At 55.3% G+C, this 12,596-nt stretch carries 13 protein-coding genes; 6 read left to right on the top strand and 7 right to left on the bottom strand.

Annotated features, from left to right (window positions below):
* Nucleotides 1-7: 7 nt before the first annotated feature.
* Entirely contained in the window at nucleotides 8-931 is a 924-nt protein-coding gene (locus KW808_RS00960; protein WP_011265480.1) for a class I fructose-bisphosphate aldolase, read from the bottom strand.
* A gap of 1 nt (nucleotide 932) precedes the next feature.
* Nucleotides 933-1,889, bottom strand: a complete 957-nt coding sequence (iolC, locus tag KW808_RS00955) for a 5-dehydro-2-deoxygluconokinase (protein WP_003857138.1) — start codon at nucleotides 1,887-1,889, stop codon at nucleotides 933-935.
* A gap of 442 nt (nucleotides 1,890-2,331) precedes the next feature.
* Here iolC and iolR point away from each other — a divergent pair, with 442 nt between their 5' ends.
* The 4 genes from iolR to KW808_RS00935 all read left to right on the top strand — a co-directional run bounded on the left by iolR (nucleotide 2,332) and on the right by KW808_RS00935 (nucleotide 5,194).
* Nucleotides 2,332-3,093: a GntR family transcriptional regulator IolR gene (gene iolR, locus KW808_RS00950; RefSeq protein WP_003857140.1), complete on the top strand. Its 762-nt coding sequence runs from the start codon at nucleotides 2,332-2,334 to the stop codon at nucleotides 3,091-3,093.
* 108 nt (nucleotides 3,094-3,201) lie between these two features.
* A complete protein-coding gene (locus tag KW808_RS00945) occupies nucleotides 3,202-4,011 on the top strand; it encodes a hypothetical protein (protein ID WP_034983451.1) in 810 nt (269 codons plus the stop codon).
* A gap of 2 nt (nucleotides 4,012-4,013) precedes the next feature.
* Nucleotides 4,014-4,229: a hypothetical protein gene (locus KW808_RS00940; RefSeq protein ID WP_499651905.1), complete on the top strand. Its 216-nt coding sequence runs from the start codon at nucleotides 4,014-4,016 to the stop codon at nucleotides 4,227-4,229.
* Nucleotides 4,196-5,194: an IS3 family transposase gene (locus KW808_RS00935; RefSeq protein WP_499651907.1), complete on the top strand. Its 999-nt coding sequence runs from the start codon at nucleotides 4,196-4,198 to the stop codon at nucleotides 5,192-5,194. Before KW808_RS00940 ends, KW808_RS00935 begins: the two co-directional genes overlap by 34 nt.
* A 411-nt stretch (nucleotides 5,195-5,605) precedes the next feature.
* Here KW808_RS00935 and KW808_RS00930 read toward each other — a convergent pair whose 3' ends face one another.
* Both KW808_RS00930 and KW808_RS00925 read right to left on the bottom strand, forming a co-directional pair.
* On the bottom strand, nucleotides 5,606-6,571 hold the full coding sequence (locus KW808_RS00930) for a PrsW family intramembrane metalloprotease (RefSeq protein ID WP_003863728.1): 966 nt from the start codon (nucleotides 6,569-6,571) through the stop codon (nucleotides 5,606-5,608).
* The gene (locus KW808_RS00925) at nucleotides 6,568-7,311 is read right to left on the bottom strand and encodes a hypothetical protein (RefSeq protein WP_003863727.1); all 744 of its coding nucleotides are present in this window, start codon (nucleotides 7,309-7,311) and stop codon (nucleotides 6,568-6,570) included. The genes KW808_RS00930 and KW808_RS00925 overlap by 4 nt, the downstream gene beginning before the upstream one ends.
* A gap of 102 nt (nucleotides 7,312-7,413) precedes the next feature.
* Between KW808_RS00925 and KW808_RS00920 the strand changes: the two genes are divergently transcribed.
* A complete protein-coding gene (locus tag KW808_RS00920; RefSeq protein ID WP_003863726.1) occupies nucleotides 7,414-9,342 on the top strand; it encodes a M13 family metallopeptidase in 1,929 nt (642 codons plus the stop codon).
* 79 nt (nucleotides 9,343-9,421) lie between these two features.
* Here the strand turns inward: KW808_RS00920 and KW808_RS00915 are convergent, their stop codons facing one another.
* Together KW808_RS00915 and KW808_RS00910 are read right to left on the bottom strand one after the other, a co-directional pair.
* A complete protein-coding gene (locus KW808_RS00915) occupies nucleotides 9,422-10,045 on the bottom strand; it encodes a CG0192 family protein (RefSeq protein WP_003863725.1) in 624 nt (207 codons plus the stop codon).
* Nucleotides 10,046-10,157: 112 nt separating this feature from the next.
* Nucleotides 10,158-10,421 (bottom strand): RidA family protein, encoded by a 264-nt coding sequence (locus KW808_RS00910; RefSeq protein WP_230622876.1) that lies wholly within the window; start codon nucleotides 10,419-10,421, stop codon nucleotides 10,158-10,160.
* 337 nt (nucleotides 10,422-10,758) lie between these two features.
* On the opposite strand from KW808_RS00910, the gene KW808_RS00905 reads away from it, so the two are divergent.
* Entirely contained in the window at nucleotides 10,759-11,667 is a 909-nt protein-coding gene (locus tag KW808_RS00905) for an alpha/beta hydrolase (protein WP_003863723.1), read from the top strand.
* Here the strand turns inward: KW808_RS00905 and KW808_RS00900 are convergent.
* A complete protein-coding gene (locus tag KW808_RS00900; protein ID WP_003863722.1) occupies nucleotides 11,664-12,557 on the bottom strand; it encodes a hypothetical protein in 894 nt (297 codons plus the stop codon). The genes KW808_RS00905 and KW808_RS00900 overlap by 4 nt on opposite strands.
* Nucleotides 12,558-12,596 lie beyond the last annotated feature (39 nt).

Genomic DNA, 12,596 nt, shown 5'->3' with positions numbered 1-12,596 from the left:
AAATTCCTTAAATGCTCTGCGAAGTGAATTGTTGAATATCTGTGTGAACAAGTCGCGCTGCGGTATCAACAGCGGCGGCGACATCGCCGTCTTGCGGATACAGCAGAGTGCGTCCCACGGTCAGGCCACGCACACCCGGCAGGGTGAGTGCATGCTCCCAGGATGCGAAGGTGGCATCTGGATCGTTGCCGCCTTCGCCGCCCAACAACAGGGTTGGCATGGTGGTGGATTCCATGACGCGCTCCATCTCCTCCACCACTGGAAGCTTCATCCAGGTGTAGGAAGAATCATTGCCCAGACCAGCAGCAATGGCGACAGATTGGATAACTGCATCGGTGGAAAGATCATTGACCACCTTGCCGTTTACCCAGTTGCTCATGAACGGCTCCAGCATGATGGGCAGCTGTGCTGCTGCAGCCTCATTGACTGCATGCGCGGTGGCTTCCAAGGTCGGGGCGGTTCCGGCGTCGCTCAGGTTGATGCGCACTAGGGTTTTCGCGAAATCCACGCCACGATCAACCATGGAGGACACGTTGTAGCCGGTGTAGCGATCATCCATTTCAAAGGAAGCGCCACGCAGGCCACCACGGTTCATGGAGCCAACCACGATCTTGTCATCGAGCAGTCCGAGCGCCGCCAGATCATCAATGATGTCTGGAGTTCCCAGCACACCATCCACACCCGGGCGAGACAGTGCGATAGCCATGCGTTCGAGCAGTTCATAGCGGTTAGCCATGGCGGTTTCATTGTCGCCAACAGCAAGTGCGCCGCGCGCTGGGTGGTCGGCAGCCACGATAAACAGCTTGCCGTCCTCACCGAGCAGTTCACGCTTACGGCGCTGCTTGAAACGTTCCGCCACCATCGTGGGTTCAGCCGCACGCATCCGCCTTAGGGCTTCAAAGCTCTCTGGGGAGATAATCGGAGGAGTCATATCAGACTTTCTGGTTGAGGGAGGCTTCCACCTCATCGGTAGTAGGCATTGCGGTGGAGCATTCAAGACGGGACGCCACAAGCGCACCCGCGGTGTTGGCAAAACGGAGAACCTTTTCCAACGGCCATTCAGAGAGCAGACCGTGGCACAGCGCGCCGCCGAATGCATCGCCGGCACCAAGACCGTTGATGACATCGACGAAGAACGGAGGAACTTCTACGGTTTCGTCCTTGGTCATCGCCATGACACCCTTAGGTCCCTGCTTGACGATGGCCAACTCCACACCGCGTTCCAACAGTGCTCGGCCCGCGCGCTCTGGCTCGGTCTCGCCCACTGCGATTTCGCATTCTTCCTTGTTGCCAACCGCCACCGTGGAATGCTGCAACGCCCATTCCGCCTGCTTGGTGGCTTCTTCTGGGGATTCCCAGAACATTGGTCGGTAGTCCAGATCAAAGATGGTGTGGCGACGGTTCGCACGAGTAGTCAAGATCTCGCGGTGTGTGCCGCGGCTTGGCTCTTCACTGAAACCAGTGAGTGTGAACCACAAAATATCGGCTTCGCGCACATCGTCCAGGCTGACGTCTGCGGATTCAATATTGAGATCCGGAGCCTTTGGTTCGCGGTAGAAGTACAGTGGGAAATCATCCGGTGGGAAAATTTCACAGAAGGTCACTGGGGTCTTAAAAGTCTGATCGGTGGCAACGTACTGGTTGTCCACGCCCAAACGCTCCAGCTCAGCAAGCAGGTACTCGCCGAAAGGATCATTTCCCACACGGGACAGCAGTGCGGAATTGTGTCCATGGCGGGCGGCTGCAACAGAAACGTTTGCTGCGCTTCCGCCGAGGTACTTGCCGAAAGATTGAACATCGGCCAGTCCGACTCCACTTTGAAGTGGGTAAATATCTACGCCCAAGCGGCCGATAGCTAGGACTTCGTGAGTGCTCGTCAAGTTAGTCATGTGGCGATGCAACCCTTCACTCATTTTCGATGGAATGTGGCGACCCTCACGATCGCATGTCATGACAATAACACATTGTCCTGACAAAGCAATACATTTCCGAAAATTTTCTAAAACGATTCACGAAAACGCGCAAAACTCCAGGACAACGCCCCGGTTTTCATTCAAAGATTTTGCTTGTCGACGAAAACCCCCTCGCTTTGGAGGGTACGGGGTTAACAAAGTTGCACGTTATGACCTGCAAACTCTGCCCTTTTCACTAAGTTTCGCTACTCATTCCCCACTACAAGTGATAATGTCAGATCAATAAAAGCCCTGGATGACACAAAAGTCCTGCATAAACACGGATTCACCAAGACCACCACCCGCAATTCAGTTACATTGTTCAAATGTCCTAACACATTTACATGAGCTTGTTGGGCGGGCAACGAAAGGAGACATCATGACCACCGAAGCTCCCATTTGGCCAGCCGAACTCTTCGAAGACCTCGACCGCAACGGACCAATCCCCCTCTACTTCCAAGTAGCCCAACGCCTCGAAGACGGCATCCGCAGTGGAGTCCTCCCACCCGGAGCACGCCTAGAAAACGAGATCTCCGTGGCGAAACACCTCAACGTATCCCGCCCCACCGTCCGCCGCGCCATCCAAGAAGTCGTAGACAAAGGCCTCCTAGTTCGTCGCCGCGGTGTTGGCACCCAGGTCGTCCAAAGCCACGTCACCCGCCCAGTCGAACTGACCAGTTTCTTCAACGACCTCAAAAACGCCAACCTGGACCCCAAAACCCGAGTCCTCGAGCACCGCCTCCTTGCTGCAAGTTCCGCCATCGCAGAAAAACTCGGAGTTTCCGCAGGTGACGAAGTCCTCCTCATCCGCCGCCTCCGCTCCACCGGAGACATCCCCGTAGCGATCCTGGAAAACTACCTCCCCCCAGCATTCAACGACGTCTCCCTCGACGAACTGGAAAAAGGCGGACTCTACGATGCACTGCGCAGCCGTGGCGTTGTCCTAAAAATCGCCAACCAGAAAATCGGTGCGCGCCGAGCAGTCGGTGAAGAAAGCACCCTCCTCGACATCGAAGACGGCGGACCACTTCTCACCGTCGAACGCGTTGCATTGGATAATTCCGGCCAAGTAATCGAGTTGGGAAGCCACTGCTACCGCCCAGATATGTACAACTTTGAAACCACTCTGGTGGCCAGGTAAGAAATAAACCAAAGAGCCCTTCTGAACTGGAGCTCTTGGTCTGATATGGCATTTTCACTCTCAGTGTCAGGTCAGTGGTGAACCACCATCCTTAGCAAGGAGTTCATCATGTCCATCCCCTTCTCAGTCCTTCAGGACTACCTGGATCTGATCAGTCCCGAAGCCTTACCCCAGATCCCACAGCCCCCGGCCCCTGCCCCCACAGCACCCCAGCTACCACCGGCGCCGGACCCACACAGCATCGAGTGGCCGATCTTCCCACCAGATCGAATCTCCGCCAACGGGCGACGCTACTACGAGCCACAAACACGACTCGAGTTCATGCGGATCTACACCACCCTGCCGCACGGCTACCGCCAGCCCTTCCTCACAGCCAACAACATCGGCCACTGCACCGTTCGAACCTGGCTAGCAGCAATAAGCACCTTCAGCCGGCTTCCCCATGCTTTTGATGATGCCCACCGCTTCGGGATCGAACGCACCACCCCAGTCGACGATGTCACCACACTAACGGCTGATGACAAACGTGACCTGGTCATAGGATACTTAGCTCAACCACACGGTCAGGGCCAGCAATTCCTCACGTTTTACCAACTCCGTAAGCACACCATCATGGCCTGGTGCGCCGCTATGACCGACGGGGACTTAGACGCTGATATCTCACCCCGCAAGATCGGGTTGATGACCACCCGAACCGTGGTCGAAATCGTTCGACTACGCCACATGATTGCCCAACAACTAGAAAGAGCCACGATCATGGAAAACGAGTACCTCAAAGAAATCGCAGCGCTGAAGAAAGAACTCGCGCACTACAAGCAAAAAGACCATCAGAATCAAATGGTGATCGATATCTTGGGAAAAGCTATTGGGACCAGGCCCAATCCTGGCGAGGGCTTAGACGAGGAGGACGCCACCTAAACGTGGATGAGCAACGCGCCTTTGATCAAGGACTCAAGGAAGAAAACACCTTGATCACAGATCTCACCACCTGTGCCAGGCTGAGCCATAACAAGGCATTACGGCTGATCAAGCTGTCGAAATCAACGGCGTATTACCGCAACAAGCGCGTCCCTGTCCTGCACCGAAACCTGTCCTGCAGGCCGTGCCAGCACCAACAGCACCTGGTGTGGAACTAGCAGCACCTGGTGTGGAACCCACACCAGAGCCTTGGCAGGGGAAGGAGCCAGCAGTGTCGTCGGTGCGTCAAGCGTTGGCAGAACACGAACGCCAGTTCATTGTTGATGCGATCACCGCGTACCCACAACTGAGCGTTAGTGGGGTGTTTAACATGTTGTTTAACAAAGGCATCTACCGCGCATCACTACGTACATGGTGGCGTGTTGCCAAGCAGCACAAGTTGTTACACAAAGACCGAGTCAGTGCCCTGTCCCCGGTGAAACGATCACCAACGCCACGGGTTAAGCCGAGGTTGGAAGCAACACAGCCTGGTCAGGTGGTGTGTTGGGATGTGACGTTCTTGCCGTCGCTGGTACGTGGTAAGACCTATGCGTTGCATCTGGCGATTGATTTGTTTTCCCGCAAGATTGTTGGGGCGAAGGTCGCGCCGACGGAAAATACCTCCACCGCGGTGGAGTTGTTAACGCAGGTGTTAGCGGATAATCCGGGTGTGGTGACGGTGCATTCGGATAATGGGTCGGCGATGACATCGACGAGGGTGCGGCGGTTGTTAGCGGATCATGGTGTGGCGTTGTCGTTGATTCGGCCGCGGGTGAGTGATGATAATGCGTTTGTGGAGTCGGTGTTTCATACGTTGAAGTATCGGCCGTTTTATCCGAAGGTGTTTGCATCGATGGATCAGGCCCGGGTGTGGGTGGAGGAGTTTGTGGTGTATTACAACACGGTTCATCCGCATTCTGGTGTGGCTGGGCATACTCCACAGTCGGTGTTTGATGGTAGTTGGAGGGCGGTGCATCGGTTGCGTGTGCAGGCGTTGGATGCCCATTACCGGCAGTTCCCGCAGCGGTATGTGGGACAGCCGGTGGTTCAGGAAGTTGCTGGTGTGGTGCGTCTTAATGGTGCGCGTGATGATGGGTCTGTACAGGAGAGGGTTGGTGGTGTAGCGTCGCTGTTAAGTGCTTGAGTTAGCACGTGTTCTTATCGCCCCCCTGGTTCACAAACCCCTGGCAGCGAGCGTTCAAGGCTGGAAAACTGCTCTATCAGACCAAACGGATGCTGAATTTCAGGGTCTTTGGTCTGGATATGCAGCAGCGCTCCAAGGCGTCGAGTTTCTCAAACGAGCATTGGTATCGATGACACCCTGAAAGGCCCTTAGAAGCGATTCTGTGAGGTCGAGTTCCCAGGGTTTGAGTGCAAGTTTTTTACGTGAAGGTGCCCCGACCAGACCATACGGCCAACGGAGTGGGGTTCTTTGGATTTTCGGTCACATGGGCTGGTTTCTAGACTGTAAAACCAAACCAGGTGACCGACCCACTTAAGAAAATGGGATCTTCGGTCACCTGGTTTGGTCCAGCGGATGGAGAGCGAGTGAAAGCTAGTTCTCCGCCTTGGGTTCCTCTATCTGTTGGGGAATTCGCGGCTCGGGGACCTCAGTGCCTACGGGAACGGGGGCGTCGAGAAGCGATAAATCTTTGGTGTTTGTGATGATTCCTGGGACGAAAGCGTAGCTGGAGTCGTCGCGGGCTTCGGCCCAATTGCTCCAAATGATGTAGATAGCCAGACCGTACATGACAACGCTGACCACGATGATGGTGACATAGGAACCGATTACGTTTTCCCACATCAGGTTCCATGAAAAATGCAGTGCGAAGGCGATGAGAGTCCAACCGATCGCCACGCCCCAGCGCCAGGCGACTGTTTTTCGTGCGCGGAAGAATGCCAACGCGATGCCGTAACCTGCGAATCCGGTGAGCAACGTATGGATGAGTGGGCCCAACATGGTGCGGTATTGCCACATCATAAGGACACCGTCGAGGTCAGCGTTGGGGTCCATGATTGCACCGGTGGCGCCATAGAGGAGGTTTTCGTTGACCTCAAAACCTAAGCCCACTAGCGCGCCGGTGATAAATCCATGCCACGGACGGTTGAGTTGGCGGAAGCTCAACAAGATGATGGCAACGCCTAACGCTTTGGCGATTTCTTCTGGATACGCTCCGGTGAAACTCATGGCAACGAAATCCCAGCCGAGTTTGTCCGTGAGATCCATGACCGGACCGGCAAACAACATGACGATGCCGAAACCAACGAACGCGCCCCACAACAATGATGACGCCGCCCACGCGAATCCGCCTCCCTTCTTGCTGCCGGAGCCTTTAAAACGTGGCCACAGCGGGGTGCGACTTAACAGGAAAACGATGACTACCAAGTAGAGCACTGCGAACACAAAGTTTACGAGGACAGAGATGCCATCCACGAAGAGAAACGTGGCCAAGCTCAAAAACAGCGCCGGGGTTGAAAGGAGGATGGCAACCCACAAGGTGATGCTAAACATGCGACTCATAGGGATTCTCCTTCAAGGTTGGGAATGACGGAGCCTGGGCCAAAAAGATCGGGGTACTGATCAAAGAAATCATTGGGCAGCTCGAAGGGAAGATCCCCGCCGGGGGTGTCTTGCCATGGCTCCTCTTCCAGTATCAGGGGGAAGTCCTGCTGGTACGGCAACCCGCGGTCAGCGGCCATGCTGGACCAAATGTGGGTGCTGTAATAATCCAACGAGGTGCCGTTGATAATTGCGATCGCTGTGAGGTCTTCATAATCACCCGAACCCTGCACGCTCAGTGCCACGATAGGCAGCGTCCACAAAGATCCTTCTTGCTGACCTGGCACATACAACGCATGTGCACGGCCATCTTCGCTAGATACTGCCTCTAGGCTGTCATCCACGCTGGTTATCAGCGATGAACCCACCATGCGACGCAACGTATTGGACGGATCTTTCACGCCCTCGACGATCATGGTCACCACCGTGGTGTCCCCGTTGCAGTCCCAATACTTCTGTGTGATTTCATCAGATGTTTCCTCACACAGCACCGCAGCGGATTCCTCCGTGGTGATTGGCACTGACCAATCCACACCCAGAAGATCGATTTCTAGCTGCTTGTAGTCATTGGTTTTATCCGGAACCACCAGGTTGATCAACGTTGGAAGCAGCAACAAAACAACTGCCACACCCACGATTGACCACCACAGGCCACCTCGGCCTTGGGGTTTCAGCTGGTATTTGCCCTCGATTACGCTCACCCTGACAGGCTACCTTCTGGGGTGGACATGATCCCCAACGCTCAACCCACTTGTGGCACCAAGCACAAACCCTGTGGCGGTAAATCCCCTAGAGTAGGCCACATGAAGGATCTTTATCGCTTTGTCAATGGCCCGTGGCTTGACACCCACATCATTCCCGACGATCGCGCGGTGGACGGCACGTTCCACAAGCTGCGCGATGATGCTGAAGAAGACGTCCATGAGATCGTCAAGGAAGACACTGGACGCGCAGGCACACTTTATGCCTCATTTATGGATACTGACACCATCAACGCTGCTGGTGTTGCACCGCTCGATGCGGATCTGAACAGGCTGTCTGTTGCCAACTCATCATTTTTCGCAGCTGCTCTCGGCGAATTGGACCGTGAAGGCGTTGGCGCGCCAGTAGGTTTCTGGGTGGAGAAGGATTCTTCCTCCAACGAATCCGTCGCCTATGTCATCCAGTCCGGCCTCGGCCTGCCCGATGAGGCTTATTACCGCGAGGAAGCACACGCCGAAACTCTCGCGGCCTACAAAGAGCACGTTGAGCGCATGCTCGGCTACTTGGATAACAGCCGCCTCTTCGGTCTGTCGGCTGCTTCCGCTGCCGCACGAATTGTCGCCCTGGAAACGGAAATCGCTGCTGGCCACTGGGATGTCGTGAAGACCCGCGACGCCGTAGCCACCTACAACCCCACCGAACTCGGCGCGCTGCCACCAAAGGTCCGCACGCTGCTCAGCTCCGCAGGCCTCCCGGACCAGCGCCTGGTATCGATGATGCCGTCATACCTCGACCACCTCAGCGGCTTGCTTGTCGACGACCGCCTCCCCGATTGGCAGCTATGGGCAACCTGGCACATCTTGAGGTCTCGAGCAGGACTGTTGACCGAGGAAATTAGCCAAGCAAACTTCGACTTCTATGGCACCAAGCTGTCCGGCGCCACCGAGCAAAAAGATCGATGGAAGCGTGCTGTCGGCCTGGCAGAGCGCATGGTGGGCGAGGAAATCGGGCAACGATTCGTCGAAAAGCATTTTCCTGCAAGCTCCAAGGAGCACATGCTTGAGCTCGTCGACTACCTGGTTGCCGCCTACCGTGATCGCATTTCCAACCTCGAATGGATGACGCCCGCCACCCGCGAGCGCGCCCTCGAAAAGTTGGGCAAATTCAACGCGAAGATCGGCTACCCCGACAAGTGGCGCTCCTACGAAGGCCTCGAATTCGGCTCCGACCTGGTGGACAACTCCCGCAAGGGCTCCGCGTTCCTCCATGACTATGAGCTGGGCAAGATCGGCAAACCAGCCGACCGCGACGAATGGGTCACCACCCCACAAACCGTCAACGCCTTCTACAACCCGGTGGTCAACGACATCACCTTCCCCGCAGCGATCCTGCGCGCACCATTCTTCGACCCCGAAGCAGAAGCCGCAGAAAACTTCGGTGCAATCGGCGCTGTGATCGGCCACGAAATCGGACACGGCTTTGATGACCAAGGCAGCCAATACGACGGCGACGGCAACCTCAACTCCTGGTGGACCGACGAAGACCGCTCCGCATTCGAGCAGCTCACCTCACGTCTGGTCACCCAATTCAGCGGACTCGTCCCTGCCGTCCTGACCTCTGAAGGAATCGACACCGACGGCGTCAACGGTGAATTCACTCTCGGCGAAAACATCGGTGACCTCGGCGGATTGGGCATCGCTGTCGTTGCCTACGAAAAGTATCTCGCTGACCGTGGCCAAACCTTTGAAACCTCACCAGTCCAAAAATTCGAAGCAGAAGGCGCCGAGGAAGGCCTGGCCAAGCAAGAATTCAACGGTCTCCAACGCCTCTTCCTGTCCTGGGCTCGCGTGTGGCGCACCAAAATCCGCCCACAGATGGCCGTCCAATACCTGGCCATCGACCCACACTCCCCTGCAGAATTCCGCTGCAATGTCATCGCTGGAAACGTCGCTGAATTCTACGAAGCATTCGACGTCCCCGAAGATGCACCTGTGTACATCAAGCCAGAAGAGCGCCTAGCTATCTGGTAGTTGTTAGTTGGTATTGAAAAGCCCTCGCGCCGATGGATTTCGGGGCGAGGGCTTTTTAGCTTTCAGGAGCTGTCTCGGATTATTCCATCCAGTTGAACTCAGCGACCAGCAGCTCAACATCGTCCTTTTCCGGATGAGTCGCCACAATACGAAGAGTCGTAGCTGTATGGCCCGCCGCTGTCTCCCTGAAATTCTTCAGCAACTGAGGCAACCGCAGCGAGAATTGCTTTCGCTCACCATTGATGGTTACCGAACCAATCGCACGCTGCCTTGTAACCTCAGTAAGTTTTACATCCTGTAAATCCACCGACTCAGCATCGCCGGAACCTTTAATATCCAGATAGCCCTTCACGCCATCGCTACGAGCTGCACCATCATCGCCCGTCAAAATAGTGCGAATAAACTCCCGCACTGCCACCGGGTCACCCAACGCATTAGTCACCCAACGCTTACCCAACACACCATGCTCCAACGTGGACAGTGTCTGCTCTGGATTGATCTCTGCCGAACGATAGCTAAACGGAATCTGGAGCAAACGCCCCTCCCGATCCTTGGAAATCAGCACCTCAACGCCAACTTCCCCATCCACCGTATCTACCAGGCGGTAGCTTCCCTGAAGATCCACATAACCAGTCCAAGCCTGCGCGATTTCTTTCTTCGATGGAACAACTGTCGTGTCGTACATGATGGCGGTGCCACTCATAGAAAACCTTCTCCTCAAACGTATTCAGTTGGCCACCAGCGTACGCACCTTGCTGTAGTTGGGTTTTGCGACAATGCCCCTACCTGGGGTTAATGCAAAAATAATCATGTATCTAGTCTTTTGAAAGGTCCCCCAAATAGGCCACCGCTGAGATCTCGACTAGAAACTGTGGGCGAGCCAGAGCAGCAACCCCAATTACGGTGTGGGTAGGCAATACATCTCCGGTGAAATAGCGGGAGCGAGCAGCGTTAATAACGGGAGCATCGGTGACATCGGCAAGATAAGTAGTGGTGGAAACAATGTTGTTGATCGTTCCTCCTGCCTCCTCGACTACTGCTTGCAGGTTCTTAAAGACTTGTTCAGCCTGCGCCTCAATGTCCCCTTCGCCGACAATATTCGCGTCAGAATCAAAGCCACCATTCCCGAAATGTACAGTTGATCTCCAGCACGAACACCGTAGGAGTACACAGTACGCTCGGCAGGCCCTGGAGGGAGCTGCGCAGGCATTACCGCTGACACTGAATTCGACTGGGTTTCACCCATGGATATTCCTTACTTAATTTATTTCCTGGCGGATTTGCTCGGTTCATTGTGTCTATCACGGTTTTCGAGCGCCCGGGCCGAAATCATTCCAATCTCACCCCCACCCAAAACACTGTTGATATTTCCACTTTCCAACCAGCGACGTGAGCGCACGCACTAAGGTGGTGCCCATGGCTGAAAACAACACCCCACAAGAAACTGAACAAGATCAGGAAGCACGCTTCCGTGAGGAGTTCGAGGTTGGCGGTCAGGATCGTCAGCTTTCTGAAGAAGAACAGCTGGAGCAGCTCGGATCGTATATTGATGCGCACTACCCTGTTCCAGATTTCACGCCCCCTTGGGCAGGTGGCGCCGGCGATCCGGATCCAGCGGACCGCTATATTGCACATCTTCCCGATCGCACCACGCATACTGCGATGATCATGTTGGGTTCTGGCCTTGATCATTCCATGCCGGGTGTCGCATTTATCGGTGGTGTGAGCGTCGATGACGTCCCGGAGGTCGGAGGCGCGATTTTCCATCCGTCGAATCCGACGGGCCGCTGGGCTGTATCGTTCCACAGCGGTGGTTGGTGGCGCGGTTCCGGCGATGCGTTGGAGTTCCAGTGGCGTCCAGAGGTCGCGGCGGCTGCGGAATTATCCGGCACAACCATCCTTGACCTGGACTATCCGCTGGCTCCGGGCCATAACCTCCACGATATGAATGAGGTTGTAGGCAAGGCGGTCGGTTACGCCCGCCACCATAATCCGGTGTCGATCACGGGTTGGGGTTATTCCTCGGGCGCGGCGTTAGCCGCGATTAATGCATCGCTTTTCGACGCCCTGGTCCTCACCTTTCCGGACCTGGGTAGCGTCGAGAAGCTCCCTGCCGAAATTCGTGGAGACGCTGTAGTGCCCGCGGCGGCTGCGTGGCCGACGACCTTTGTGCAGATCGCGGCGCAGGATGAGATCGCGGAGCGGCCAGAAGAGCTTGGCGACGCGACCGTGAAGGAATACGTTTCCCGCCACCGTATTTCCACACCGAAGGTCGCGCGCGAAAAAATCACCGACGTGGCGGAATTCCTCAAAACTGTTGGCTAATGTGCCAGCAGATTGTAAATAAACGCTGGCACTGGAGCTGAATTAGGTAAAAAGCTGAGGGTTTTTCCATAAATAGTGCCCTCAAGCTGTGCTTTCAGCTCCGCGCCAGTGTGCATTCCGAGGTTTGTGGTCTCTGCAGCGCACTCATACAGCTGATCCACCTGCTCCTCGATCGCGGTGGTTACTTCCTCCGGATACAGCGAAGACACGGAATCTTGAACATCTTCGGTGAGCGTTTCGGCGTCACCGTAGGTGTTGGCAGCGATCACAAAACCAGGGCCAAAGCTGACCGATGAATGCACATCGAGGGAATCAGACCAACCAAATTTAGTACCGGTGACATCGGACAATGTAAAAGTGCCAAAGTTCTGGGCGTAGCCATCCGCCGCATACTCAGCGGTGTCAGACATTGCGTCAAGCAAGGGCTGCGCCGTGGGATCGTCGATGAGTGCTGCTACAAACGTCGCAATATCCACCGCACTGGTAGTTGCATTGCCCCAGAAACCAGCCCATTCGGTGTCTTCCAAATCGAAGGCATCAATAACCTCAGGAATTGCTTCCGGGTATTCGCTCTCCAAATAATCCGCGGTGAGATCATCAGAGTAGCGGATCATATCTTGGACTAGTTCAATATCTTCTTCCGCGCCTTGAGCCAACACATAATAACCCAAATACAGCTTGGCCAGGGATAATGCCGGGCGGGATTCTTCGGCGTTGTCAGATTCTTGCACGCTGCCATCAGGGTTGATGATGGCAATTTGGGTGCGATCGGGAACGTTGTCGGACAGTTCAGCAGCATCAGCGGCGGCCATGGGGACCACCGTTGGAATGAGAAGTCCAGTGACAGCCACCATCGCGCTGAGGAACTTCAGCAGACGGGGAGTTTTCATACCAGTAAACGTTACTGCCCTGTTATAAAAAACTTGCAC

The organism is [Brevibacterium] flavum (assembly GCF_019317305.1).
Taxonomy (GTDB): domain Bacteria; phylum Actinomycetota; class Actinomycetes; order Mycobacteriales; family Mycobacteriaceae; genus Corynebacterium; species Corynebacterium glutamicum.
The sequence above is the reverse complement of the archived record's forward strand: the minus strand, read 5'-3'. Positions and strand labels throughout refer to the sequence as shown.

What these genes read in the sequence shown, in the direction of transcription:
- KW808_RS00945 (WP_034983451.1), top strand. Translation starts at nt 3,202, where the DNA reads ATGTCCATCCCCTTCTCAGTCCTTCAGGACTACCTGGATCTGATCAGT.
- KW808_RS00905 (WP_003863723.1), top strand. Translation starts at nt 10,759, where the DNA reads ATGGCTGAAAACAACACCCCACAAGAAACTGAACAAGATCAGGAAGCA.
- KW808_RS00960 (WP_011265480.1), bottom strand. Translation starts at nt 931, where the DNA reads ATGACTCCTCCGATTATCTCCCCAGAGAGCTTTGAAGCCCTAAGGCGG.
- KW808_RS00920 (WP_003863726.1), top strand. Translation starts at nt 7,414, where the DNA reads ATGAAGGATCTTTATCGCTTTGTCAATGGCCCGTGGCTTGACACCCAC.
- iolR (WP_003857140.1), top strand. Translation starts at nt 2,332, where the DNA reads ATGACCACCGAAGCTCCCATTTGGCCAGCCGAACTCTTCGAAGACCTC.
- KW808_RS00915 (WP_003863725.1), bottom strand. Translation starts at nt 10,045, where the DNA reads ATGAGTGGCACCGCCATCATGTACGACACGACAGTTGTTCCATCGAAG.
- iolC (WP_003857138.1), bottom strand. Translation starts at nt 1,889, where the DNA reads ATGACTAACTTGACGAGCACTCACGAAGTCCTAGCTATCGGCCGCTTG.
- KW808_RS00930 (WP_003863728.1), bottom strand. Translation starts at nt 6,571, where the DNA reads ATGAGTCGCATGTTTAGCATCACCTTGTGGGTTGCCATCCTCCTTTCA.
- KW808_RS00900 (WP_003863722.1), bottom strand. Translation starts at nt 12,557, where the DNA reads ATGAAAACTCCCCGTCTGCTGAAGTTCCTCAGCGCGATGGTGGCTGTC.